Genomic DNA, 23,809 nt, shown 5'->3' on the forward strand with positions numbered 1-23,809 from the left:
CGTCACCCGGGCATCTCGACGGGCAGGCGCTCGACGGGCAGGCGGACGAAGGGCGACCAGCGGTGACGACGGACAGCGGCCGACGGGCATACATCGGATCCTTCACGACGGCAGGCGGTCTCGGCATCACCACCGCGGCCGTCGACCGGGAGACCGGCGCACTCACCCCGCTGCACTCCACCGACGTCGTCACCAACCCGTCCTACCTGGCCCCGAGCCCCGACGGCCGCCACCTCTACGCGGTCAGCGAGACCCCGGACGGCGCCGCCGCCGCCTTCGCCCTCACCCCCGAGGGGCCCGCACTGCTCGCCCCGGCCGTCTCCGTACGCGGCGCCGCCCCCACGCACCTCACGCTCGCCGCCGGCCACCTGGTCACCGCCAACTACAGCTCCGGCAGCGTCAGCACGTTTCCGGTACGGGCCGACGGCACACTCGGCGACCTCGCCACCGTGCTCACGCACCGAGGCGGCGGCCCGCGGACGGACCGTCAGGAGGCACCGCACGCACACGCCGTGCTGCCGGACCCCGGTGGCCGGTGGCTGCTGAGCGTCGACCTCGGTACGGACTCGGTCCGGGTCTGTGCCCTCGACGCCACCGGCGGGACGCTGACCGTACACGCCGAGGTGCCGCTGCGGCCCGGCAGCGGCCCGCGCCACCTCGCGTTCCACCCGCGCGGGGACCGCGCCTACGTCGTCAACGAACTCGACCCGACGGTCACGGTCTGCCGCTGGGACGCCGCCCGCGGCACCCTCACGCCGGTGGGGGAGAGCCAACTGCTCCCCGACACGGCTTCCGTGGCCGAAACCTTCCCCTCCGAACTGGTCGTCTCCGGGGACGGCCGGTTCATCTGGACCGCCAACAGGGGCCACGACAGCATCTCCGTCCTGGCCCTGGACCCGGCGGGCGACACCGCGACCCTGGTCACGACCGTGCCCTGCGGCGGCCACTGGCCCCGCGACCTGGCACTCCACCCCGCCGGCCGGTACCTCTACGTCGCCAACGAACGCTCCGGGGACGTCACGTGGTTCACCCTCGACCCGCACACCGGCATCCCCGCCCACGCGGGCTCCGTCCCGGCGCCGGCCGCCTCCTGCGTGGTGTTCGCCTGACCGCCGGGCCGGTTCACCTCCCTCCCGGCCCGCTCCACTCCTGAGGCTCGCTCACTCCCGTGCAAAGGCCCGCTCACCTCTGCGGGTACAGCCCGCCGAAATACACCTGGGTCTCGGTGATCCGGCCGTCCCGCACCGTCATCACCTCGACGTTGCGATGCCGGGCGCCGGTCTTCAACTCGTACTCGTACCGGACGAAGACCTCGTCGCCATCGAGGGGGACGGCGTCGAGGACCACCTGGGACCGGAGACGGCCGGCCGTGGGGAAGCAGCGTTCGAGGAACGTGGCCTTGTCGATGTGGTCGTCCTGCGGACTCGTGAAGACGAAGTCCTCGGCGAGCAGCCGTTCCATGGCGGTTCGGTCCTGGGCGGGATAGCTCGTGAAGCACGCGCGGACGACATCGGTGTTCGACACAGACCCTCCTTCTGCGGGCGGCCTCCCCGGTGTACGAGGAGCGCGGGGCCGGTGGACGGCCTCCGCCCGAACGTAGACCGCTCCGCCCACCTCGGCCGGCGCGAAATGCGGAAGAGGAACTCTCCGGGTGAGCGGTCGCGCCGGCCGATGCGCAAGCCCTGCCCGCAAGCCCTGCCCGCAAGCCCTGCCCGGAAGCCCTGTTCAGAAGCCCTGAACGGGCCGCTCACGGCCGTACGCCGGTCCGGTGCGGAACAGCCCGCGCGGGCTCCCGCAGCGGCCCTGTCGGCCGGACGCCCGCGCCGTTCCGGCCGGTGGTTTCCGGTCGGCCGGTGGGTTGGCCATCCGGTGGTTTCCGGCCGGCGGGTGCCCGGTCTCCGGACTCGCCCGGAGAACGCGAAGGGCCGCCCCGCGCGGTCTGCGCGAGGCGGCCTTCGAGGGTGTGCGGTACTTGCTAACGGACCGGTGCGGCCAGCCCCGACTGCTGCGGCAGCGGGATGCCCAGCGCCGCCGCGTAGTTCGACAGCACCAGCCGGCCCACGGCACCGTACGCGCCCAGCGCCTCGGCCGACGCGCAGCCCGCCTCCGCCGCGGCCGCCCCCAGCAGACCGTCGGCGATCTCCGGGCCGATCAGGTACGGAGCCAGCGCCAGCTGCTGCGAGCCGGAGGTACGCAGCTGCTCCGCCGTACGGGAGATGGCGCCCTCCTCGTCCAGCGCGGCGGCCAGCACCGGGACGGCCAGCCGCGCGGAGAGCAGCATGCCGGTGATCCCGGCGGCCTGTACGGCCTCCTCGCCGCCCACGGTGGCGAGAATGATGCCGTCCGCGGCCGTGGTGACCGTGAACAGCCGCGCCCGGTCGGCGCGCGCGAGACCCGCCTCGGACAGCCGCACGTGCAGCGCCTCGGCCAGCAGCGGGTGCGGGCCCAGGACATCGGTCAGTTCGGCGCCGGAGCCGCTGTTCATCATCGCCTGGCGTATCCGCCGCAGCAGACCACTGTCCGGCCCGGCCAGCAGCGGTACGACCACGGCGGCGGGACCGGGCCGGGCGGGCTGCCCGTCGTTGCCCGCCCGCACCCTGTGCTCGGCGGCGGCGTGTGCCAGCACGGCCTCCAGCGCCGGGAACTCGCCGCCGCCATCGACATAGCCGATGCGGGCATCGAGGCCGGGCAGTTCGGAACGGGCGATGCTGGAGACGTCTTCCGCCAGCTCACGGGCGGCGGGGGTGGGGGTGCCGGGCACGGCCAGCACCAGGGCGGGTGCGCCCTCGGGTGCGGCGAGCGGCTCCGGCCTGCGGTGGCGGCCGGACTGCCGCGCGCGCGGCATACGTACAGGCAGGCCAGAAGCGGCTCCCGGGCTCGGGGGTGCGTCGTCGAAATGGGGCGAGCCGGGTGCGGGCCCAGTGGGGGAACTCATGGCGTCGCATGCTAATGCCTCCGGTCACCCGGGCGCGGAGGGAGGGTTCGGTCGGGCGGTATCCGTCCCGATTTATCCCGCGCGTCATGGTGACGCCGTCACTCCGCGGGCCGCGTGATCTGCAACAACTTCACGTCGGCGGGCAGCAGCAGGCGGTCGCGGGCCAGCGCCGCGGCGATGGTCAGCGCCCCGTCCAGCGGGCTTCCCGCGGCCGGCGTCCGGTGGGCCTCCGGCAGCCGCTCGGCGAGCGCGCCGCGCAGCGGAGCGAGCAGCGGTTCGCCCATCCGGAACAGGCCACCAGTGAACGCCACCGTGCCACCGGTCCCCGGCGGGCAGACCGCGGCCGCGGCGTCGGCGATATGGTCCGCGGCGGCCCGCAGGATGCCCGCGGCCACCGCGTCCTCGGCGGCGCAGCGCGCGACCTCCGGGGCGAACGAGGCCAGGACGGCGGGCCGGTCGGTCCGCGGATACAGCGCGCCGGGCAGACCGGCCACCGGCCCGAACACCGCCTCCGCGCGGGCCAGCAGGGTGTCCGAACCACCCGACCGCCCGTCGTACGCGCGCATCGCGGCCTTCAGGCCGGCGCGGCCGATCCAGGCACCGCCGCCGCAGTCGCCCAGCAGATGGCCCCAGCCGTCGGCGCGGCGCCAGCCGCCCGCCGCGGTCAGGTCCGTGCCCACGGCGACCATGCCGGTGCCCGCGGCCACCACGGCACCGGGCCGCTGGCCCAGCGCTCCGGCGTAGGCGGTGACGGCGTCCGTCGCGAGCGCGAGGTGCCGCACACCGAACGCGGTGGCCAGCGCGGCGGGCAGTCTGGCGCGCAGATCCTGTCCGAGGGTGCCCATCCCGGCGGCGCCCACACAGACCGCCGAGAACCGGTCCGCACCGGTCTCCTGCCGCAACTCCTGTGCCGCGGGCATCAGTTGGGACAGCAGATGTTCCGCGTCGATACCGTTCCGCCCGGTGCGGACCGGCTCGTGCGAGGTGTACGTGGCCAGCGGCCGGGCCTCGGGGGTGTCGGCGCGGGCGACGGCGATCCGCAGCCCCGAGCCGCCCGAGTCGATCCCCAGGACGTAGCGGCCGGGCCGGTCGAGTGGGTGGTGCCCGCCGTGCGGGCCGTGGTCAGCCAAGGCCGCGGGCATCCTGCTTGAGAGCGGTGTCGACGGTGAGCGCAGTCGCGACGACCAGGCTCAGCAGCGGGTCGGGGAGCTGCCGGTGGATGTGCAGGACGTAGTTGTCCGCGGTGGTGAACATGGTCTTCGCCAGGCCCTCCCAGGTCTTGGTGATCCGGGCGACCTCGGCATCGGTGTGGTCCACGATCGCGAAGTCCCAGGCGCGCCAGTTCTCGGCCTTGATGGCGCCGATCTGCCGGCCCTCGGCCAGCATCGCGAAGTTGATCTTCCCGATGGCGTTCTGCTGCACGATCTCACCGACCGGCCGGCCGTCGGGACGCGCCACGATCACCTTGGACTTGAGGATCTTCGAGGGGCGCGTCAGCACCAGCTGCGGCTGCCCGTACGCGTCCCGGATCTCCAGCTTGTGGGTCATGTACTGATCCAGGCTGGAGACGACCCGCAGCATCTTCTTGGCCGCGCTCTGGCCGACCTGCACCACCGCGCCGAGCGTGTTGCCGTGCTGGTCGAAGACGCCGTACTCGTTGGTGACCTCTATCAGCTTGGCCTTCTGGTTCACCACCAGCACCGGCTCGGTGAACAGGCTGCCGCCGCCCGGTCCGCCCGGTGCCACCCCGGCCTGCGGCACCTGCTGCGGGACGGCCGCCTGGTGCATGTCCGCGCCCGGCTGCCCCGGTATCTGCTGCTGCGCGTACGGCTGCGGCCCGGGTCGGCCGGGCGCCTGGTGCTGGGGATAGCCGTAGCTCTGCTGGTACCCCTGCCCGCCGTACGGGGTGCCGCCCTGCTGTGCCTGCTGCGGGGCCTGCGCAGGCTGCTGCTGGGGTGCTTGCTGTCGCGCGTACTGCTGGGGAGCGTGCGGCTGCTCCGACTGCTGCGGCGCGGTCCGCTGCGGTGCCTGGCTCTGCGCCGGATCCTGCGCCTGCTGTCCCGGGTGGGTGTGCTCGGTCCACCCGGAGCCGTCCCACCAGCGCAGTTGGTGGGGGGTGCCCTGCGGGTCGGCGTACCAACCCGCAGGGATGTTCGCATTCGTCATGCGGGCACACTATCGCCCGGGGTCAGGGCAGCCTCCAGTCCACGGGCTGCGCCCCGCCCCGTGCCAGCAGGTCGTTCACCCGGCTGAAGGGCCGCGAGCCGAAGAAGCCCCGGTCGGCGGACATGGGGGAGGGGTGCGCGGACTCCACGGCAGGCAGATCGCCCAGCAGCGGCCGCAGATTGCGCGCATCACGGCCCCACAGCACCGACACCAGCGGGCGGCCACGCGCCACCAGCGCGCGGATGGCCTGCTCGGTGACCTCCTCCCAGCCCTTGCCGCGGTGCGCGGCGGGCTTGCGCGGCGCCGTCGTCAGCGCCCGGTTCAGCAGCAGTACGCCTTGCTGTGTCCAGGGAGTGAGGTCGCCGTTGGACGGCCGGGGCAGCCCGAGGTCGGAGTGCATCTCACGGAAGATGTTCTCCAGACTCCCGGGCAGCGGACGTACCTCCGGTGCCACGGAGAAGCTCAGGCCGACCGCATGCCCCGGTGTGGGGTACGGGTCCTGTCCGACGATGAGCACCCGCACCTCATCGAAGGGCTGTTGGAAGGCGCGCAGCACATTGCTGCCGGCCGGGAGGTACGTACGTCCCGCGGCGATCTCCGCCCGCAGGAAGTCGCCCATCGCGGCGATCCGTCCGGCGACGGGCTCAAGTGCCTTGGCCCAGCCGGGTTCGACGATGTCATGAAGAGGTCGTGCAGCCACGGGATCACCCTATCGGCCGAACACCCCTGTCCTTCAATCCGTGGCCTCCGCCTCTCTTCTCTTTCTCCTCTCTCCTCCGCCCTCCGCACCGTCCGCCACGCCTCGTCGTCGCCCGAATCCTGCCCGCAGCCCTCCTCCTCTTCTCCTTCCCTCCTGCCTCCGCCCTCCTGGTCTCCCGGCTTCCCCCCTCTCCTCGTCCCTTCCGCACCCAGCGGCTCTCCCGGCTCCTCCTCACCCCATGGCGGCGGCTCGTACGCACAGCACATCCGGCAGATGGGAAGCGAGCTGCCGCCAGCTGTCGCCGTCGTCGGCGCTGGCATACAGCTCGCCGTTGCGGTTGCCGAAGTAGACCCCGGCGGGGTCGGCGTCGTCGACGGACAGCGCGTCCCTGAGCACCGTGCCGTAGTGGTCCTGCTCGGGCAGCCCGTCGCCGAGGGGCTCCCAGCTCCGCCCGGCGTCGGCCGTGCGGTACACCCGGCAGCGGTGGCCGGCGGGTACCCGGTCCGCGTCGGCGGTGATGGGGAAGACGTAGGCGGTATCGCCCCGGTGCGGGTGTGCGGCCACCGCGAAGCCGAAATCGGAGGGCAGCCCGCCGCCGATGTCCGTCCACCGCGCGCCCGCGTCGTCGCTGCGGTAGACGCCCCAGTGGTTCTGGAGATACAGCCGGTCGGGGTTGACCGGGTCCTGCGCGATCTTGTGCACGCACTGGCCGAACTCGGGGTGCTGATCCGGCAGGAAGACCGCCTTCACCCCGTGGTTCGACGGTGCCCAGCCGGCCCCGCCGTCCCGGCTGCGGAACACCCCTGCCGTCGAGACCGCGACCGTCACCGCGGCGGCGTCCCGCGGGTCGGTGATCACCGTATGGACGGCCAGCCCGCCGCCGCCCGGTACCCATTTCTCCCGGCTGGGGTGGTCCCACAGCGACCGCACCAGTTCAAAGGTCTCGCCGCTGTCCTCGGACCGGAACAGACCGCCGGGCTCGGTGCCCGCGTACACCACATCGGGGGCCGCGGGGCCCGCCGGGTGCAGCTGCCACACTCGCTCCAGCGAAGTCCCGGTGTACTTCGGATACTTGACCGCGGGGCTGGCCGGTTCCCGCCAGGTCTCGCCGAGGTCGTCGGAGTGGAAGACCGACGGACCCCAGTGTGCGCTGTCCGCTCCGGCAAGCAGCCGGGGCGTCGGGCGCCGGGTGTCGATCCCGAGGGAATAGACCGCCTGGGCGGGAAAGTGCGGCCCGCTCAACTCCCAGGCGCTATGCCGTCTTCGCCCGATGAAGAGCCCTTTGCGGGTACCCACCGCGAGCAGTACGTCCGTCATAGCGGAACACCTCCGTACGCCGCTGTCTCGGCCAGTGGCAGTCAGTAGCAGTCGGTAGCGGACTGTGGTCAGTCTGCACCCGGCCACTGACAATGGTGTTCCCAAACGGTATCGGCGCAGGTCGGAGCGGTGAGTGCGGGCCGCGCCGCCTTGCCGTCGCGCGTTGACCGCGGGCCGCCGCGCGGGCCCGTTCGCCTCGTGCGGTCGTCGGCCGAGGTCTTCTGAACGACGGCCCGGCAGCGGTCCGCCGGAGCCCTGGGCGGCCGCGCCGACCAGTTCCCGCCTCCCGCGCCGGGGATATGCCGTACAGCGCGGCGCCCCTGAAGTGCGAGTGCTCGCCGTGCGAGGAGAGGGCGGGGGAGGGAGGCGCGGCGAGGAGGGGGGATATGCGGTGGCCGGTCTGGGTGCGAGGTGTCACGATCGTGATGTGCCGGCACGTTGCGGGAGTCGGGCACGTTCCGGGAGTGGGGGATCGCGTCTCCCGTCGGGGAAGGTCTCCACCGGCAGGCCGGCGACGACGGAAGGGGCGATCACGCAGCGCCTCCCGTTCCCGCACCTCCGGCCCCACACCCCGTCCCCGTCTCTGTCCTTGATCCACGCAGTCACCCAGGAATCAGCGGCCCCCAAATGTCACAGCCACCCCTCTCTCCCACACCGCCCACTCCGCCCGCGTCATCCGAACCCACCGCCCACACCGTGCAGAGTCTGCTCCGCCGCGCCCTGCCGGGGGCGAGCGGAACGCGAGTCGAACTTGTCGACGAGGGCGGCGAACACTCCACCTGGTGGATCGGCACCCGCTACGTCCTGCGGTTCGCACTGGACGAGAGCGGTTCCCGGCGCCAGCGGCGCGAGCGGGCGCTGCGGGACGTGATCCGTTCCCACCTCGCGGTCCGGGTGCCCACCAGCGTCGCCTTCGGTGAATGGGCGCCCCGGCTCACCTACACCATCGACACCCGGCTTCCGGGCGTCTCGGCCGAACTACAGCCCGTCTCCCCGGCGGGCGAACGGGACCTGGCCCGGCTGCTCACGGGCCTGCGCGCGCTCTCCGCGGACGACATCGCGGGACTCGATCTGCCCACGGCTCCACCGCGCCCCCTCGACGCCCTGCGGAAAGCCGCGGCAGCGGCGGCCACCCGGCTGACCGCGGACGGCGTACTGGACGGCGTACCGGACGGCACCCGTCGCCCGCCGTTCATGACCGGCGCTCCGGAGTGGCCCACCCGGCCCGCACCGGTCGCCGTGGTGCACAACGACCTCAAGGGCGAACACCTCCTGGTGGCGGACTCGGGACGGGTGTGCGGTGTGCTCGACTGGACCGACGCCGTCCTCGGCGACCCCGCCGAGGACATTGCCGGACTCGCCATCTCCGTCGGCGCGCCCGCAGCCATCCGGGCCGCCGCCCACGCGGGATACGAACCCCCCGCGTGCCGGCGCGCTCTCCTCCTCGCCCGCTACGACACCCTCATCCTTCTTGCCGACCGTCTCTACGGCACGGACGGCAGCCCCCTGTCGCTCCTGCGCACCCAACACGCCCGTGCCTGGCACACCACGCCGCTCGACACCACCACCCCGACCGGCAGCAGCACTCCCACCACCGGCACCCCCACCACGGATATCCGCAATGACCCGCCAGCTTGAGCAGAGGGCGGCGGAGCGCTCCTGGCCGGTGTCACGGGGCAGACCCATCGTGCCCGGCGTACCCACCCCACCCACCCCGGCCCGCCTCGTCTCACCCCGCCTCAGCTCTCCGTGCGCGCCGCTTCCAACAGCCCCGCCCAGTCAGGCAGTTTGACGGTGCCGCGCCCCAGCCGCCGGCCCCATGCCGCCTCCGCGGCCTCGATCCCCAGCCAGCCCGTCCAGGGAACCGGCTGCTGTCCCGCCCGGATCAGCGCGCTCACCGGGTCCCCGGTGAGAGTGCGCTCCGCCAGGGCGGCGGCGTCGTCCAGCAGTGACGCCGCGGTCTCCTTCGCGCACGGCCGGTTGGTGCCGATCACCCCCGTGGGGCCGCGCTTGATCCAGCCGGCTACGTACACCCCGGGGTGCGCCGCGTCGTTCCGGAGCACCCGCCCCGCCCGGTGCGGTACCGTCCCCGTCGCCTCGTCGAACGGCAGTCCCGGCTGCGGCGTTCCCCGGTAGCCGACGGAGCGCAGCACCAACTGGCCCTGGATGTCCTCGTATTCGCCGGTGCCCGTGACCCCGCCGTGCCCGTCCGGCACCGTCCGCTCGAACCGGACCGCGCGCACGCCGGTGGCCGCGTCACCGATCATCGCGACCGGGCGCAGGAAGAACCGCAGATGGAGGCGGCGCGGCGGCGCCGCCCCGGCCGCCGCTCGTTCGGTGCCGTCCCGCTCCGCCCAGCCGCGCAGCACCTCGATGTTCCGGCGCCGCGCGGCCGGCAGGTCACCGGGTTCGCGGTACGCCGGGTCGAGCGCCAGTTCCTTGGGCCGAACGAGTACCTCCGTACCGGGGAGCGACCCCAGTTCCCGTAGCTCCTTGGTGGTGAACTTGGCCTGGGAAGGGCCGCGGCGGCCGACCATCCAGACATCCTCGATACGGCTGTCCGCGAGGGCGCCGAGTGGTCCCTGCGGCATGTCGGTCGTGGTGAGCTGCGCGGCCCCACGGGACAGGATCCGGGCCACGTCCACGGCCACATTGCCCACGCCGATCACGATCGCGGACCGGGCCGCGAGGGTGAAGCGGGTGGCTGCGGCGTCCGGATGGGCGCTGTACCAGGAGACGAACCCGGTCGCCGGATGGCTGCCGGGCAGGTCCTCGCCGGGGATGCCGAGCTGCCGGTCGGCGGCGGCGCCCACACAGAACACCACTGCATGGAAGATCTCCCGCAGTTCCTTGAGCCCCAGCCCCGGAGCGCCCACTTCCACATTCCCGAGGAAGTGCACCCGGGGATGTTCCAGCACCGTACGCAGGTTGTTCTGGAGCGACTTGATCTTTTCGTGGTCCGGTGCGACGCCGTAGCGGACCAGACCGTACGGACAGGGCAGCCGGTCCAGGACGTACACCTCGATGTCCGGGACGGTCTCCTGTTCCACCAGCGACTGTGCGGTGTACACGCCGCTGGGTCCCGAACCGATCACTGCGACACGAAACACGTGTGGCTCCTTCCACGGAGTACCCCCAGCATCGCACCGGCGGCCGTGCGGCGTCAGATGAGCTATCGGGGTTGCTCCCGGTGCGATGAGCGTGCCGCGCCACTGGGCCGGGTGAGCGGGCGGCTACGTTTCCCTCGTGTCGGAAAGTGACTTTTATACCGTTAATGACCGATATAAATCTCAGGATGTGGCCTCGGAGTGGCCTGCCTGGGAGCTTCAGGCGTGCGGTTCGGCCGCGCCCGCCCCCGAGCCTGCGGCCTCCGACGCTCCGGCCGGATCCGATGACGCGGGGGCGGTGCCGCCTCGGCTCGATCCGCTGGGGCCCTGGTTCAGCGCTCGGCTGACCTTCGCCGACGGTGCCCGGATCGACGTTCTGGTGGCGGTCTCCGGCGATCGCATCACCGTCGAGGATGTGCGGGCCGATCCGCCGTTGACGCTGGACGGTCTCGCCGAGCTGGCGCGCTGGATCGAGGGGCCGCTGGACGACGCCTGCCGGCTCGCCACCGGCCGTCCCCGAAAGCCCCGGCCCACACCGGCACTCGCGAAGGAGCCGGGGGCGGAAGAGGGGGACGGGGCGGCACCTGAGCGGGGGACGGGACCGACGGGGGCCGGGGCGGCGGGGGCAGAGGCCATGGCGGATGTGGCGGTGTCGTGGGCGGGGGAGGCGGCGCCTGTCGAGTCCACCGAGCCCATCGAGTCCACCGAGCCCATCGAGTCCATCGAGTCCATCGCGCCCGGAGAGTCCGGCGGGCCGGGTGGATTCGTCGACTCCGGTGGGATCGAGGATTCTGGTGGGCTCGTGGATGTCGGTGGAGCTCTGAGGCCCGGCGGAACCGTGGAGTCCGGTGGACTCGTGGAACCCGACGGATCCGTGGAGCCCGGCGAAGCCTTGGCCTCCATCGCGCCCGCTGTGTCGACCGAATCTGCCGAATACTCCGAATACAGCGAATCGGTCGAAACCGCTGAAACCGCCGAACCCGCTGGATCCGCCACGTCTGCCTCGTCCGCCGCGTCCACCACACCCGTCCGGCCGCCCGATCCCGCCGCGTGCTCCCCGCTCACGGCCCTCACCCGATCGCGCGCCAGTGAGCGTCACAGGGTCGTCGCGGACGCGTACCGGGAGGCGCAGCGGGACGGCCGGGATCCGGTGCTGGCGGTCATGAGTGTCACCGGTCGCAACCGCCGCAGATCACTGCGGCTGATCGCCGGAGCGCGCGACGAGGGGTTGCTGACTCCGCGCCACCACAAGCGTTAGGGAGCCCGCTTCGAGGAGTGGGCGGGGCGGGGCGGGCGCCGGGAGGGACACCGCGCCGCCGGGGTCAGGCGCGTGGCGATACCCGCCCCTTCTTCACGGCGATACCGGACTGTGTTTCATGTCGGTTCACAGTGGTTCACGGCGCTTCACAGCGATACCGGCCCCTGCTGCCGCGCCCCGCCGGGCGGTTCGGTATCCGGCGGGAAGCCCAACTCCCAGTTCAGTCCGTACCGTTGGAACAGCTCGGCGCGGAGCAGGGCCGGTGGCATCGGTGCGCCGGGCAGCAGCAGCGGTACGACGGCCCCCATGAGCAGCGCCCGTAGCAGGGGATAGTCGGCATCCGGATCCGCCGATCCGTAGGCCACCACCGTCTCGCGCAGCAGCTCGGCCAGCCGTTGCTGCTCGGGGCACTGGATGAACCCCTCGGCCGTCAGGATGATGGCCATATGCGTCCGCATCAGCAGCGGATGGTCGCGAGTCAGTCCCAGGACGGCGTCGATGGCGCGTGCCATCAGCTCGCGTCCCGCGTCCGGTCCGGTCGGCCGCGGCTCGCGTTCCAGGGCTGCTTGCAGGGTGAGATGCATCAGCCGGTGCACGGCGGACTGGAGCAGCTGGCGCTTGCCGGGGAAGTAGTACGAGACCAGCCCCCGGGCCGCCCCCGCCCGCTGTGCGATGTCGCCGAGCGTCGTCGCCTCGTACCCGCGTTCGCCCACCAGGTCGATCGCCGCCTGGAGCAGCCGTTCGCGCGAACGGCGTCGCAACTCTTCATTGACCGATGCGCTGCGGGGGGACATGCTGTAACTCCTGCGTTGACTGGCTGAAAGCCAATATACTCGTGGGTACCCGGATGTCCGCCTGCCCTGGAGGGAAAATCCGGGTTGAACTGCCTGATTCGGGCGATGCGGGGGATCGCCCGAATCAGGTGGTGCTGATGCCGGGCCACTGCGTTTGACCTGCGATTTCTCAGGTCGGAAGCGGTGGCCCGGCGGACTGCGCCGGGCGGGTTGAGGCCCTTCGGCCGCGCTCACGCCGGCCCGCCGCCGCCCCGTCGGCGTCCCTCAGCGGCACGACGTCACCGAAATGATCACGCCGCGCGACACCGTTCCGGTCGTGCCGGGACGTGGTCGTCGGTGTGGGGCACGGTCGCGGTCAGCCGCGGGTTCCGCCCTGGCGGGACGGAACCGGGTCAGAGCGTGGCGATCTTCTCGTCGTGGGCGTACTCGTCGCCCGCCGGGTTCACGATGCTCGCGACGGCCTTGACGTCATCGCCCTGATGGAAGACCGCCCCCGGCCGCGGGCTCAGCACGAGCCGCTCGACGTGCCGCCCCGCGTCGCAGATCAGTTTGTCGTTGGGGAGGGTGGTGGTGGCTATGGACGGCTGACTGCCGTCCGGTGTGTCCAGGTTCGTCGCGGTGGTCGTCACGTGGACATCCGAACCCGGGTCGCAGGAGTAGGTGAGGTACGCCTTGATGACCGGCGCGTTTCTCGTGTCGAGGGCGATCCTGTCGAGGGTCATGGAGTTGGCCTTGGCGGCGGCCGGGGAGGCGATGGCGACCGCGCCCGCGGTCAGCATGAGGGTGGCCATGGCGGTACCGGTGACCCGATGGGTGAGGCGGGACGACAGCATGGGTGGCTTCCTCTTCCTTCTGTCTCGATCTGTCTCGAACTGTTTCGGTTTTTCTTCTGCCGCGAGCTGTTCGGTCACTCTTCTCGGCGTGACGGCGGTGGCCGCCGCGACCACCGTGATCGCTTTCTGCCGGTGAGGTGCCTTGTGGGCGAGTTCCGTGGTTCCGTCTGGATCATCACAGCGGTTGTCGATCTCCGTCCAGGGGTTTGGCCGGAAGGTGCTTGATCTTGCTCATCGCGCATCGTGGCTGGTGAGGCGGGGTGAGGGCGCGATGCGGGAGCTGTGCGAGGGCTTTTACTGCATGTTGGTTGCAGTTGACAATTGATGGCAACAGCATGGGATGGGCACGATCAACCGGCAGAAAGCAGCGTCCCCATGGCCACCACCACATCCTCCTCACCCACCCCGGGCGCCGGCGCCACGCCGTCGCGCAGGCAGCGCATGGCGCGCTCGATGACCCGGGCGGAGTGGGGGAGGATGGCCGGAATGGCCGGTTTCATCCTCGCCCTGCATGTCATCGGCTGGTTCACGCTGGTGGCGATCGTGGCACCGGAGCATTACAGCCTGGGCACCAAAACGTTCGGTATCGGTATCGGTGTCACCGCCTACACCCTGGGCATGCGGCACGCCTTCGACGCCGACCACATCGCCGCCATCGACAACACCACCCGCAAGCTGATGGGCGACGGCCAGCGCCCGCTGTCCGTCGGATTCTGGTTCTCCCTGGGGCATTCGAGCGTGGTCTTCGGGCTGGCCTTCCTGCTCTCGCTCGGCGTCAAGGCCCTCGCCGGACCGGTACAGGACGACAACTCTCATCTGCACGACGTCACCGGCCTGATCGGCACCACCGTCTCCGGTGTCTTCCTCTACGTCATCGCGGCGATCAACATCGTCATCCTCGTCGGGATCTGGCAGGTCTTCCGGCGGATGCGCGCCGGTGATTTCGACGAGGCGGCGCTGGAGGAGCACCTCAACAACCGGGGCTTCATGAACCGCCTGCTCGGCCGCGTCATGAAGTCCATCACCAAGCCGTGGCAGATGTATCCGCTGGGCCTGCTGTTCGGCCTCGGCTTCGACACCGCCACCGAGATCGCCCTGCTCGTCCTCGCGGGCTCCGGTGCCGCGTCCGGACTGCCCTGGTACGCCATTCTCTGCCTGCCCGTGCTGTTCGCCGCGGGGATGAGCCTGCTCGACACCATCGACGGCTCGTTCATGAACTTCGCCTACGGCTGGGCCTTCTCCAAGCCGGTCCGCAAGGTCTACTACAACCTCACCATCACGGGCCTGTCGGTCGCCGTCGCCCTGATCATCGGCACCGTCGAACTGCTCGGTCTCCTGGCCGAGAAGTTCGACCTGCACGGGGCCTTCTGGGACTGGATCTCCGGCCTGGACCTCAACCTGATCGGGTTCGTCATCGTGGGCATCTTCTTCGCGACATGGATCGTCGCGATGGCGGTGTGGAAGTTCGGCCGCATCGAGGAGAAATGGACGGCGAACGTCCGCCCCGCCGATCGATCCGCGGAGTAGCGGGGGCGGCGGGGTGAGGTGGCTCGTTCTCCCCCAGTGGGAGGGAGGACGAGCCACCTCACCCTTTTCACCCTTCTTCTGCCGCGTCTCCTGCCGCGTCGGCCTCGTACGCGGCGCCGGCCACCACCAGGTCCTCCCACGCCATGCCGACGCTCTTGAAGAGCCGGGGACGCGCCGGGTCCACCGTCGCGGCCCCGGTGGCCAGCTCGGCGAGCGGGACCAGCGCGGCCCGGTCGAGGCGGCCGGCGTCCAGCTCGGGGATGAGATCACCGGCTTCCCGTTCGGCGGCGGCCCGGGACTCGACCACGACGGTGCAGCGGCGGACGGTGACGCTGTCGACCTCGCGGGCGTCGGGTTCGTGGGATCCGACGGCCGTCACGGTGGCGTGCGGCGCGAGCAGGGCGCCGTCGAACAGCGGGGTGCTCGCGGTGGTGCAGCAGGCGACGAGATCGGCGGTCGCGACGGCGGACGGATCGCCGGGTGTGACGGTGAGCCCGGTGTCCCGGCGGGCGGTTTCGGCGAACCGCTCGACATGCGAGGGCGTGCGGCCCACGACGGTGACCCGGGTGAGCGGGCGGACCACGCGCAGCGCGTCCAGATGGCCGCGCGCCTGGGGGCCGGTGCCGAACAGCACCAGATGGCCGGCTTCGGGACCGGCTAGCAGATCCACGGCGAGGGCGGATACGGCGGCGGTCCGTACGGTGGTCAGCTCGATCCCGTCCAGCAGGGCCAGCAGGGAGAGCGTCGGGGCGTCGAAGAGGAGGTACCGGCCCTGGACGCGGGGGAGTCCGGCGGCCGGATTGGCCGGGGCGACGGTGGCGATCTTGACGCCCGCGTACCGGCGCCGGTGCGCGGGCATGAGGAGCAACTGGCCGTGCTCGACCGGCACGACGGTGCGGGGCGGATCGGACTCCGGGTCCGTTCCGCCCCGCAGGGCGGTGCGCAGTGCGCCGATCGCCGCGGCCATCGGCAGGGCACGCCGGAGTCCGGCCCCGTCGATGGTCCGGGGCGCGGTCATAGGACGAATCCGGCGGGGAAGGGGTCCTCCGGGTCGCGGTGGAACTGGGCGGTGCCGGTGATCCACGCACGGCCCGTGATGGTGGGGGTCACGGTGGTGAGGTCGCCGAGCCGCCCCTCTTCGACCAGGCGGCCGGTGAAGTGCGTGCCGATGAACGACTCGTTGTCGAAGTCGGTGTCGAGGGCGAGTTCGCCGCGCGCGTGCAACTGGGCCATGCGGGCGCTGGTGCCGGTGCCGCACGGCGAGCGGTCGAACCAGCCGGGGTGGATGACCATGGCATGCCGGGAGTGCCGGGCGTCGGACCCGGGAGCGGCCAGATACACATGGTGGCAGCCGCCGATCCCGGGATTGCCGGGGTGGACGGGGCGATCCTGTGCGTCGACGGCGGCCATGACGGCCAGACCGGCGTCGAGGATGCGCTGCTTCTCGGCCCGCTCGAACGGGATGCCCAGGGCCTCCAGCGGGACGATGGCGTAGAAGTTGCCGCCGAAGGCGAGGTCATAGGGGATGTCGCCCCAGGGCTCGACCCGTACCCTCCGGTCCAGTCCGAGCGCGAACGACGGCACGTTGCGCAGGGTCACCGACCTCGCGGCCCCGTCCGCCACCCGGACCTCGGCGACGACGAGTCCGGCGGGAGTGTCGAGACGGATGGTGGTGGTGGGTTCGGTGACCTCGACCATGCCGGTCTCGACGAGGACGGTCGCGACGCCGATGGTGCCGTGGCCGCACATCGGCAGACAGCCGGACACCTCGATGTAGATGACCCCGAAGTCGGCGTCGGGACGGGTCGGCGGCTGAAGGATGGCACCGCTCATCGCCGAGTGCCCGCGGGGCTCGTTCATCAGGAACGTGCGGAGGTGGTCGAGGTGGTCGATGAAGTACCGGCGCCGGGCGGACATGGTGTCGCCGGGGATGACCCCGACGCCCCCGGTGATCACCCGGGTGGGCATCCCCTCGGTGTGCGAATCGACCGCGTGGAAGATCCGGTTGCTGCGCATGTGTCTACCGCAGTCCTTCCGCGAGGGCCTTCCCGGTGGCCTGGCGCACGCTCTCCTCGTGCTCCGGGGCCAGCGGCAGGCGCGGCTGACGGCAGGGACCGCCGTACCGGCCGGCGAGATCCATGCTGAGCTTGATCGCCTGCACGAACTCGATCCGCGAGTCCCAGCGCAGCAGCGGGTGCAGCGTCCGGTAGAGCGGCAGCGCGGTGGGCAGGTCACCGGAGGACGCCGCCTGCCACAGCTCGACGCAGGCGCGCGGGAACGCGTTGGTGAAGCCCGACACCCAGCCCGGAGATCCGGCGGCCGCCAGCTCCAGCGCGACATCGTCGGCGCCGCACAGCACATCGAGTCCGGGGGCCAGTTCGGCGATCCGGTAGGTACGGCGCACATCGCCGGAGAACTCCTTGACGGCGACGATCAGCCCTTCGCCGTACAGCTCGGCCAGCAGCTCCGGCACCAGATCGACCTTGGTGTCGAAGGGGTTGTTGTACGCGACGACCGGCAGTCCGGCCCTGGCGACCTCACGGTAGTGCGCGACCACGGCACGCCGGTCGGCCCGGTAGGAGTTCGGCGGCAGCAGCATCACCGCACGGGCCCCGGCCGCACCGGCGTGTTCGGCCCACCGCCGCGCTTCATCGGCGCCGTACGCGGCCACCCCGGGCATCACGGTGAAGCCGGGGGTGTCCGCGGCCACCTCGACCGCCGTGGTCACGACCCGGGCGCGTTCCTCGGGGGTGAGGGTCTGGTACTCGCCGAGCGAACCGTTCGGGGTGACGCCGTGACAGCCGTTCTCCGCGAGCCATCCGAGGTGTTCGGCATAGCCGTCGAAGTCCACCGTCAGCTCGCCGGTCGGTGACTCCCGCCACGGGAGTGCGGTCGCCACCAGTACTCCGTGCCACGGCTGTGCTTGCGCGTTCATGTGACCTCCACGGTTTGCGTATCCGGGACCACTGAGCCTGTGCAATGTTACATTGCATTGGGTCTTGGGGTGGGGCGAATCACGGGGTGTGACGCGTAGGGAAGGGCTGGCGGGAACGTCTCAATCGCTCCTCATGGCGCGGGAGTTGACGGGAGATCAGTTCTCGTGGCCGAGGGCGGCGCCGGAGCCGGGCGCGGGGTCCGTGCCGGGGTCGCCGCCGGCGAGGGTGCCGAGCGGCAACGGCTGCGCGATGGGCCGGCCGGCCATCCCGCGCAGCTCCTCCGCGGTCGCCTCGCGTCCGGATCGCGCGGCGACCAGGCAGGCGGTGGCGTAACCGCAGACCCGCCCCTGGCACAGCCCCATGCCGGGGCGCGCGTACAGCTTGACCGCGCGGGGGTCGGTCGCGCCCAGTTCCGTGACGGCCTCGGTGACGGTTCGCACGGTGACCTCCTCGCACCGGCACACCACGGTTTCGGGGCGCAACCACCCCAGCCAGCCGGGGCGGACCGGAAACGCCCGGTGCAGCGCGTCGGCGAACTGCCGCTGCGCGGTACGCCGCCGCATCAGACGACGGACCACCGCCGGATCGGCGACGGCGGCGCCGACGGCCTGGGCGGCGTGCAGTCCGGCGAGTTCGCCCTCGGTCAGGGACAGGGCGGCGCCGCCGACACCGCAGACCTCCCCGGCGAGGTAGACGCCGGGGACCGAACCGCGCTGCCGGGCGTCGGCGGTGGCGACCAGGCTGCCGTCGATATCGCGTCGGGTCTCGCAGCCGAGCTGGAGCGGGATCTCGATCTGCGGGGTGAAGCCGTAACCGACGGCGAGGGTGTCGCAGTCGAGCCGGCGCCCGCTGCCCGGTACGACCCGCCACCGGGCGTCGACGCGGGCCACCGTGACCCCGGTGACCTCGTCCTCGCCGTGCGCGGCGACCACGGCGGTACGGGTCCGGTACGGCACGCGATGGCGCAGCAGCGTCCGCAGGAACCCCGCGCCCTCGGCGAGTTTGGCGGGGTTGGCGGCCACGGTGAGCGGCTGCCGCACGAACGAGGCGGGCAGCCCGGCCTCGAAGACCCCGGCCACGCGCGCGCCCGCCTCGGCGAGTCCGGCGGCGACGGCCGGGAGGAAAGGACCGGTCCCGGCGACCACGATCCGCCGTCCGGCGACCACACCGTGCCCCTTCAGCAGCGCCTGCGCACCCCCCGCGGTGAACACCCCGGGCAACGTCCAGCCGGGGAAGGGGAGTTGGCGGTCATAGGCGCCGGTGGCCACGACGACCGCAGTGCTCTCCACGACCTGCTCGGTCCCGTCGTGGAGGGTGTGCGTACGGAACCCGACGGCCGTCCGCCCGGTATGCCAGACGGTGTGCCCGGGGAGATGGTGGAGCCGGCCGGCCTGGGCGGCCAGTCCGTGCCGCAGCCGCTGGAAGGCGGCCCAGCCGTGGTGCGCCGCGCCCGTGTCGCCGGGACGGTGGCGCCAGTACTGGCCGCCGGGGCGCGGGCCCGCGTCGACCAGCGCGACCCGGGCGCCCGCGGCGGCCGCCGTGACCGCCGCCGCGAGACCGGCGGGGCCGGCGCCGAGCACCGCGAGATCGTACGGCCCGTCAGCACGCGAGGTCGTCACGGCCGGCTCCTTCCTGGGTCCTGACCAGGTCTCCCGGCGCGGCCTCGACCAGGCAGGCCCGTTGGTTCGGACGCCCGTTGACGGTGACCAGACAGTCGAAGCAGACCCCGATGCCGCAGAACACCCCGCGCCGGGCGCCCGCGACCCGGGTGCGACGCCAGGAGCGGTGCCCGGCGGCGAGGAGCGCGGCGGCGATGCTCTGGCCCGGCTCGGCCTCGATCGTCAGCTCGTCGAAGCGGAACCGGAAGGGCGGGCGGCGCGGGTCGGCCGGTCCGCCCGCCCCGGCGCGCGTATCGGTGCTCATACGGTGGCCTCCTCGAACCGTTCCGGGCGGAAGGGGGTGAGATCCAGATCGGGCGTCGCCCCCGTGATGACCTGCGCGATCAGATGACCCGTCGCGGCGGACAGCCCGATCCCGGCGCCCTCGTGCCCGCAGGCGTGCAGCAGCCCGGGGGCGCGCGGATCGGCGCCGATCACCGGCAGATGGTCCGGGCAGTACGGCCGGAACCCCAAGTAGGTGCGCAGCAGCGCGACATCGGCGAGGAACGGGAAGACCGCGATGGCCTGCGCGGCGAGCCTGCGCAGCACCGGCAGGGACACCGAACGGTCGAAGCCGACCCGCTCCCGGCTGGCCCCGATCAGGACCGTGCCGGCCTGGGTGCCCTCGACCACGACGGAGGTCTGGAGCCCCGCGTCGCCGCTGGCGACATTGGCGACGTACTCCGCGGTGTACACCTTGTGCCGCACCACCCGGGGCAGCGGCTCGGTGACCAGGATGAACCCCTTGCGGGGCAGTACGGGGAGCGGCACACCCGCCAGCCCGGCCAGCTCTCCGCCCCAGGTGCCGGCGGCGTTGACGACCCGGCCGGCGGGGATCAGCGGTGCCGTGGGCGAGTCGGTACGGACGCCGGTGACGGCGCCACGGCCGTCGCGTACGAAGCCGGTGACCGCGGTGCCCGGCAGGACCGTGGCCCCGTGCTCCCGGGCGTGCCCCAGCAGCCGGGCCGTCGCCAGCACCGGCTGGACCTGGCAGTCCTGCGGGTAGTACGCGCCGGCGGCCACCTCGGGCGTGATGTTCGGCTCCAGTTCGGTGACCTCGTCGCGGGAGACGTCGACCGCGTCGATACCGGCGGCGCGCTGGACGGCGGTCAGCTTCCGGAGCCCGTCGGCCGTCGCCGGTGCGGCGGCCACTACGACGCCGCCCTTCGCCTGGTACTCCAGCCGTTCCGCGCCCAGTTCCTGCGCGGTCCGCGCCCACAGGCGCGAGGACAGCAGCGCCAGTTCGAGTTCGGCTCCGGGTTCCTTGTCGGAGAGCAGGATGTTGCCCTCGCCCGCCGCGGTGGTGGCGCCCCCGATCGCGCCTCGTTCGACCACGGTGACCCGCAGCCCCGCCGAGGTGCAGTGGTAGGCGCAGGCGGCACCGACCATGCCCGCTCCGATGACGACGACGTCAGGAGAGCGATTCGTCGAGCGATCCATCGCAGTAGAATGTCACGTTGCACTGCCCCGCGCCAGGGCCCTGCGGCGGCGAGCCCCCGGGCATCTGCCGTACCGCCGGGCCCAGTTGGGCCGGAGACGCCGGCAGTGCCGGGCAGCGCTGCCGGGAATGGCGGCGGTGGCCCCGGCGGGATTGTCAGTGTGGTCGGGCTCCGCGAACATGCCTCCATGAGCCTGATGACCGATGGCAAAGCTCCTGGTCCGGTGCGCTTCTACCTCGCCTGTGACCGTGGCAAGTGCACCGAGAGAATCAGCTTTGACCTCGTGATCTCCGAGCCACGGCCGGACGAAGAGGCGGACTTCCTCGGCCACATACTGCACGAGGCCCACCACGCGGCCCCGCTCATCGCGGACCTGGGCTGGGTCTTCATCCAGGGCGGGGAAGGTTACTGGTGCCCCGCGTGCGCCGGCCCCACCCGTGACACCGGCACCCCCGATCCCTCGTAGACGTCCACACCAGGGCGGCGCCGGTCCTCACCGGGCCAGCGCCGCCCGCTGTCCCGCGGAGCGTGGCCGGGAGTGACGGCCCCGGGGGAGTGGCCCCCGAGCAGCGGTTCTCCGCGACCCGCCGAAGACCGCTTGCCGGACGCGGAACAGTTGTCGCGGCCGCTCGGAAAGTTCCGGCGGGAAAGTGAGTTCGCCGAATGTAGGCACCAATGGCACCTGAAATAATCCGTATTTCTCCCTCAATCGGGTGGACCGTCGGAATCGCCCTTCAAGCGAAGTGAATTCGCCCCTAAAGTCATGCCTCGGCACAGCATCACAGCGGAATTCCTCTCGCGCATCCGAAGCTGAGAGGCACGGTCCGTGGGCGCTTGAGGCGCTCGGCCGGGCTCGGCCCAGAATTCCCGTTCCGAGGAAGGGTACAGGGCATTGGCAGGTTCCTCGCTGGAAGCAATCGTGCTGGTCGACATCGCCGTCGTGCTGCTGATAGGAGTCGCTCTCGCACCGCTGCGGACCCGTCTGCGGCAGCCGGTGGTGGTCGGGGAGATCGCGGTCGGTGTGCTGCTCGGGCCGAGCGTGCTGGGCCTGCTGCCGGGGAATCTGCCGGGGAAGGTCTTCCCGGTCGAGGTGCGCAGCCACCTGTCGGTGGTCGCCCAGGTAGGGATCGTCCTCTTCATGTTCGTGGCGGGCTGGGAACTCGAATTCCATTTGCTGCGTGGCCGGGTCCGCTCCGTACTCGCCATTACCACCGCGTCCCTGACCGTGCCCTGCGTACTGGCCTCCGCAGTGGCTTTCGCCCTCGTCGCGGGACATTCGAGTCTGGTGCCCGCCCATATCTCTCCGCCGCTCTTCATACTCTTCATGGGCGTCGTCCTGTCGGTCAGTTCCCTGTCCGTGATGATCCGCATCCTGGGCGAGAACGGGCTCCAGGGCACCACCGCCGGCGCCATGGCCACCGCGTGCGGCGCGATCACCGACCTCGCGGCGTGGTTCGCCTTCGTCTGCCTGATCACGGCGGCGCAGGGACTGAGCGCCGGGCATCTGCTCCTCACCCTGGGCCGGATCACGGCCTACGCACTGGCCATGGGCTTCGTCGTCCGCCCGGCCCTGCGCGCTCTGCTGCGCCGGGTCCATCCGCAGGGCGGACACTCGCTGTTGCTGATCCTCGCCGTCAGCAGCGGTGTCTTCGTGTCCGCGTGGTTCGCCACCTGCATCGGGGTCCATGCCGTGATCGGGGCCTTCGCCTTCGGCCTGGTCATGCCACGCGACCTGGACCCCGCCCTGCGCCGGGCGATCGCGACGCCCCTGCACCACGTGGGAGCGCTGCTGATCCCCGTCTTCTTCGGACTGACCGGCCTGTCCGTCGACATGGGGACGCTCGGCTGGGGCGGAGCGCTGGCGCTCACCGCGTTCTTCGTCGTCTCCCTGGGCGGCAAATTCACCGGAACCACGGTCACCGCACGCCTGTTCCACCTGCCGTGGCGCGAAGCGGCGACCGTGGGCGTGCTGGTCAACAGCAAAGGGCTCGGCGAAGTCCTCATGCTCACCATGGGCCGGGACGCGGGCCTCATCAACGACCAGCTCTTCTCCGCGCTGTTCCTGACCGCGCTGATCATGACCGCCTCCGTCAACCCACTGGTACGACGCCTGACGCCGAAGGCCGGCGGCACCGAGCCCGACGCCTCCGTCCCCGCACAGCAGCAGGGACCGCACGCGGCCCCGGAGTTGAGCGACGACCACACCACCCGGGGCACCACCTGAAACCGGGACAGGACCGGCCATGCGGGGCCGGCCCTGTCCCGGCCCCACCGCGGCGCTCCGGTCGCGAGCGCCGCGGCCCGCCGCGCGGCTACAGGCGCCGGTTGGCCAGCACCGCCACGGCGCGGCGGACGCGGTCGGTCTCGGCTGGGTCCACATCGGCGGTGAGCAGATCCGGTGCCGCGCCCAGCCGGGCGCGTACGGTGCCGTCGGGGCCGGCCAGGAGACTGTGCCCGATACCGGTCGGGGCCTTGGTGGGCAGTTCCGGATCGGCCAGCGGGTCCGGAGCGGCGTGTCCGACGGCCGCCAGCCAGACCGTCGCGTCCAGGGCGCGGGCCCGTACCAGCAGTTCCCACTGCTCCAGCTTGCCGGGGCCGGCGCCCCAGGAGGCGGGCAGGACGCTGACGGTCGCCCCCGCGTCCGCGTGTGCCCGGAACAACTCGGGGAATCGCAGGTCGTAGCAGGTGGCCAGGCCGATACGGACCCCGTCGACATCGATGGTCACCACGCGGGTGCCCGGGGCGACGCTGTCGGACTCCCGGAATCCGAACGCGTCATACAAGTGAATCTTGTCGTAGGAGTCCTCCACGCCGGGCCCGGTGGCCAGCAGGGTGTTCGCGACCCGTCCGTCCGGCGCGGGCGTGAACATGCCGACGATCACCGTGACCCCGGTCTCCCGGGCCACTGCCCGCACGCCTTCGGCCCACGGTCCGTCCAGCGGCTCGGCCACCGGACCGAGCGGCACCCCGAAGCGCACCATGGCCGCCTCGGGCAGCACCGCGAGCCGCGCCCCCGCGTGCGCCGCGCGGCGGACGTGGTCCTGTACGTCCGCGAGGTTCTCCTTCGGGTCGGTCGATGCCGTCATCTGGCAGAGTGCGATGCGCATGCGGCTCCTTGTCATGGTGATCGATGATCCCC

At 72.0% G+C, this 23,809-nt stretch carries 22 protein-coding genes; 6 read left to right on the forward strand and 16 right to left on the reverse strand.

Annotated elements, in window-relative coordinates; translation table 11 throughout:
- Positions 1 to 62 precede the first annotated feature (62 nt).
- Positions 63 to 1,109, forward strand: coding sequence for a lactonase family protein (locus ACLJWH_RS00885; protein ID WP_411139562.1), 1,047 nt, complete (start codon positions 63 to 65; stop codon positions 1,107 to 1,109).
- 73 nt (positions 1,110 to 1,182) lie between these two features.
- On the opposite strand, the gene ACLJWH_RS00890 is transcribed toward ACLJWH_RS00885, so the two are convergent.
- From ACLJWH_RS00890 to ACLJWH_RS00915, 6 genes are all read right to left on the reverse strand, one after another.
- Positions 1,183 to 1,524, reverse strand: a complete 342-nt coding sequence (locus ACLJWH_RS00890; protein ID WP_411139563.1) for a nuclear transport factor 2 family protein — start codon at positions 1,522 to 1,524, stop codon at positions 1,183 to 1,185.
- Positions 1,525 to 1,975: 451 nt separating this feature from the next.
- The gene (locus tag ACLJWH_RS00895; RefSeq protein WP_411139564.1) at positions 1,976 to 2,935 is read right to left on the reverse strand and encodes a sirohydrochlorin chelatase; all 960 of its coding nucleotides are present in this window, start codon (positions 2,933 to 2,935) and stop codon (positions 1,976 to 1,978) included.
- Positions 2,936 to 3,033: 98 nt separating this feature from the next.
- Positions 3,034 to 4,065 carry an N-acetylglucosamine kinase gene (locus ACLJWH_RS00900; RefSeq protein ID WP_411139565.1) on the reverse strand — a complete coding sequence of 344 codons (1,032 nt, stop codon included), beginning with the start codon at positions 4,063 to 4,065 and terminating at the stop codon, positions 3,034 to 3,036.
- Positions 4,058 to 5,101, reverse strand: a complete 1,044-nt coding sequence (locus ACLJWH_RS00905) for a phospholipid scramblase-related protein (protein ID WP_411139566.1) — start codon at positions 5,099 to 5,101, stop codon at positions 4,058 to 4,060. Before ACLJWH_RS00905 ends, ACLJWH_RS00900 begins: the two co-directional genes overlap by 8 nt.
- A 22-nt stretch (positions 5,102 to 5,123) precedes the next feature.
- Positions 5,124 to 5,801 carry a uracil-DNA glycosylase gene (locus tag ACLJWH_RS00910; protein WP_052853254.1) on the reverse strand — a complete coding sequence of 226 codons (678 nt, stop codon included), beginning with the start codon at positions 5,799 to 5,801 and terminating at the stop codon, positions 5,124 to 5,126.
- A gap of 231 nt (positions 5,802 to 6,032) precedes the next feature.
- Positions 6,033 to 7,118, reverse strand: a complete 1,086-nt coding sequence (locus ACLJWH_RS00915; protein WP_411139567.1) for a WD40/YVTN/BNR-like repeat-containing protein — start codon at positions 7,116 to 7,118, stop codon at positions 6,033 to 6,035.
- Between the two features lie 696 nt (positions 7,119 to 7,814).
- On the opposite strand from ACLJWH_RS00915, the gene ACLJWH_RS00920 reads away from it, so the two are divergent.
- Positions 7,815 to 8,756 (forward strand): phosphotransferase family protein, encoded by a 942-nt coding sequence (locus ACLJWH_RS00920; RefSeq protein WP_411139568.1) that lies wholly within the window; start codon positions 7,815 to 7,817, stop codon positions 8,754 to 8,756.
- A 101-nt stretch (positions 8,757 to 8,857) separates the two neighbouring features.
- On the opposite strand, the gene ACLJWH_RS00925 is transcribed toward ACLJWH_RS00920, so the two are convergent.
- Positions 8,858 to 10,228: an FAD-dependent oxidoreductase gene (locus ACLJWH_RS00925; protein ID WP_411139569.1), complete on the reverse strand. Its 1,371-nt coding sequence runs from the start codon at positions 10,226 to 10,228 to the stop codon at positions 8,858 to 8,860.
- Between the two features lie 136 nt (positions 10,229 to 10,364).
- Between ACLJWH_RS00925 and ACLJWH_RS00930 the strand changes: the two genes are divergently transcribed.
- On the forward strand, positions 10,365 to 11,483 hold the full coding sequence (locus tag ACLJWH_RS00930) for a DUF6214 family protein (protein ID WP_411139570.1): 1,119 nt from the start codon (positions 10,365 to 10,367) through the stop codon (positions 11,481 to 11,483).
- A gap of 146 nt (positions 11,484 to 11,629) precedes the next feature.
- On the opposite strand, the gene ACLJWH_RS00935 is transcribed toward ACLJWH_RS00930, so the two are convergent.
- Together ACLJWH_RS00935 and ACLJWH_RS00940 are read right to left on the reverse strand one after the other, a co-directional pair.
- Positions 11,630 to 12,277, reverse strand: a complete 648-nt coding sequence (locus ACLJWH_RS00935) for a TetR/AcrR family transcriptional regulator (protein WP_411139571.1) — start codon at positions 12,275 to 12,277, stop codon at positions 11,630 to 11,632.
- Between the two features lie 392 nt (positions 12,278 to 12,669).
- Entirely contained in the window at positions 12,670 to 13,110 is a 441-nt protein-coding gene (locus ACLJWH_RS00940; RefSeq protein ID WP_411139572.1) for a hypothetical protein, read from the reverse strand.
- Positions 13,111 to 13,563: 453 nt separating this feature from the next.
- Here ACLJWH_RS00940 and ACLJWH_RS00945 point away from each other — a divergent pair, with 453 nt between their 5' ends.
- Positions 13,564 to 14,637: a HoxN/HupN/NixA family nickel/cobalt transporter gene (locus tag ACLJWH_RS00945; RefSeq protein WP_411139898.1), complete on the forward strand. Its 1,074-nt coding sequence runs from the start codon at positions 13,564 to 13,566 to the stop codon at positions 14,635 to 14,637.
- A gap of 67 nt (positions 14,638 to 14,704) precedes the next feature.
- Here ACLJWH_RS00945 and ACLJWH_RS00950 read toward each other — a convergent pair whose 3' ends face one another.
- The 6 genes from ACLJWH_RS00950 to ACLJWH_RS00975 all read right to left on the reverse strand — a co-directional run bounded on the left by ACLJWH_RS00950 (position 14,705) and on the right by ACLJWH_RS00975 (position 20,671).
- Positions 14,705 to 15,655, reverse strand: a complete 951-nt coding sequence (locus tag ACLJWH_RS00950) for an ornithine cyclodeaminase family protein (RefSeq protein WP_411139573.1) — start codon at positions 15,653 to 15,655, stop codon at positions 14,705 to 14,707.
- On the reverse strand, positions 15,652 to 16,653 hold the full coding sequence (locus tag ACLJWH_RS00955) for a proline racemase family protein (protein ID WP_411139574.1): 1,002 nt from the start codon (positions 16,651 to 16,653) through the stop codon (positions 15,652 to 15,654). The genes ACLJWH_RS00950 and ACLJWH_RS00955 overlap by 4 nt, the downstream gene beginning before the upstream one ends.
- 4 nt (positions 16,654 to 16,657) lie before the next feature.
- Positions 16,658 to 17,572, reverse strand: coding sequence for a dihydrodipicolinate synthase family protein (locus ACLJWH_RS00960; protein WP_411139575.1), 915 nt, complete (start codon positions 17,570 to 17,572; stop codon positions 16,658 to 16,660).
- Between the two features lie 156 nt (positions 17,573 to 17,728).
- Positions 17,729 to 19,192: an NAD(P)/FAD-dependent oxidoreductase gene (locus ACLJWH_RS00965; RefSeq protein ID WP_411139576.1), complete on the reverse strand. Its 1,464-nt coding sequence runs from the start codon at positions 19,190 to 19,192 to the stop codon at positions 17,729 to 17,731.
- The gene (locus tag ACLJWH_RS00970; RefSeq protein ID WP_411139577.1) at positions 19,173 to 19,496 is read right to left on the reverse strand and encodes a (2Fe-2S)-binding protein; all 324 of its coding nucleotides are present in this window, start codon (positions 19,494 to 19,496) and stop codon (positions 19,173 to 19,175) included. Before ACLJWH_RS00970 ends, ACLJWH_RS00965 begins: the two co-directional genes overlap by 20 nt.
- Positions 19,493 to 20,671 (reverse strand): NAD(P)/FAD-dependent oxidoreductase, encoded by a 1,179-nt coding sequence (locus ACLJWH_RS00975; RefSeq protein ID WP_411139578.1) that lies wholly within the window; start codon positions 20,669 to 20,671, stop codon positions 19,493 to 19,495. The genes ACLJWH_RS00970 and ACLJWH_RS00975 overlap by 4 nt, the downstream gene beginning before the upstream one ends.
- A gap of 186 nt (positions 20,672 to 20,857) precedes the next feature.
- On the opposite strand from ACLJWH_RS00975, the gene ACLJWH_RS00980 reads away from it, so the two are divergent.
- On the forward strand, positions 20,858 to 21,136 hold the full coding sequence (locus ACLJWH_RS00980; RefSeq protein WP_052853264.1) for a hypothetical protein: 279 nt from the start codon (positions 20,858 to 20,860) through the stop codon (positions 21,134 to 21,136).
- A 426-nt stretch (positions 21,137 to 21,562) separates the two neighbouring features.
- The gene (locus tag ACLJWH_RS00985) at positions 21,563 to 22,894 is read left to right on the forward strand and encodes a cation:proton antiporter (protein WP_411139579.1); all 1,332 of its coding nucleotides are present in this window, start codon (positions 21,563 to 21,565) and stop codon (positions 22,892 to 22,894) included.
- A gap of 88 nt (positions 22,895 to 22,982) precedes the next feature.
- On the opposite strand, the gene ACLJWH_RS00990 is transcribed toward ACLJWH_RS00985, so the two are convergent.
- Positions 22,983 to 23,777 carry a carbon-nitrogen hydrolase family protein gene (locus ACLJWH_RS00990; RefSeq protein WP_411139580.1) on the reverse strand — a complete coding sequence of 265 codons (795 nt, stop codon included), beginning with the start codon at positions 23,775 to 23,777 and terminating at the stop codon, positions 22,983 to 22,985.
- Positions 23,778 to 23,809 lie beyond the last annotated feature (32 nt).

It is taken from the genome of Streptomyces sp. x-80 (genome assembly GCF_046549095.1).
Classification (GTDB): Bacteria; Actinomycetota; Actinomycetes; order Streptomycetales; family Streptomycetaceae; genus Streptomyces; species Streptomyces celluloflavus.

Bases quoted from the DNA above. Each gene is read 5' to 3' on its own strand.
- ACLJWH_RS00905 (WP_411139566.1), bottom strand. From the start codon at position 5,101: ATGACGAATGCGAACATCCCTGCGGGTTGGTACGCCGACCCGCAGGGC.
- ACLJWH_RS00935 (WP_411139571.1), bottom strand. From the start codon at position 12,277: ATGTCCCCCCGCAGCGCATCGGTCAATGAAGAGTTGCGACGCCGTTCG.
- ACLJWH_RS00990 (WP_411139580.1), bottom strand. From the start codon at position 23,777: ATGCGCATCGCACTCTGCCAGATGACGGCATCGACCGACCCGAAGGAG.
- ACLJWH_RS00940 (WP_411139572.1), bottom strand. From the start codon at position 13,110: ATGCTGTCGTCCCGCCTCACCCATCGGGTCACCGGTACCGCCATGGCC.
- ACLJWH_RS00975 (WP_411139578.1), bottom strand. From the start codon at position 20,671: ATGGATCGCTCGACGAATCGCTCTCCTGACGTCGTCGTCATCGGAGCG.
- ACLJWH_RS00970 (WP_411139577.1), bottom strand. From the start codon at position 19,496: ATGAGCACCGATACGCGCGCCGGGGCGGGCGGACCGGCCGACCCGCGC.
- ACLJWH_RS00955 (WP_411139574.1), bottom strand. From the start codon at position 16,653: ATGCGCAGCAACCGGATCTTCCACGCGGTCGATTCGCACACCGAGGGG.
- ACLJWH_RS00945 (WP_411139898.1), top strand. From the start codon at position 13,564: ATGACCCGGGCGGAGTGGGGGAGGATGGCCGGAATGGCCGGTTTCATC.
- ACLJWH_RS00950 (WP_411139573.1), bottom strand. From the start codon at position 15,655: ATGACCGCGCCCCGGACCATCGACGGGGCCGGACTCCGGCGTGCCCTG.
- ACLJWH_RS00980 (WP_052853264.1), top strand. From the start codon at position 20,858: ATGAGCCTGATGACCGATGGCAAAGCTCCTGGTCCGGTGCGCTTCTAC.
- ACLJWH_RS00960 (WP_411139575.1), bottom strand. From the start codon at position 17,572: ATGAACGCGCAAGCACAGCCGTGGCACGGAGTACTGGTGGCGACCGCA.
- ACLJWH_RS00915 (WP_411139567.1), bottom strand. From the start codon at position 7,118: ATGACGGACGTACTGCTCGCGGTGGGTACCCGCAAAGGGCTCTTCATC.
- ACLJWH_RS00895 (WP_411139564.1), bottom strand. From the start codon at position 2,935: ATGAGTTCCCCCACTGGGCCCGCACCCGGCTCGCCCCATTTCGACGAC.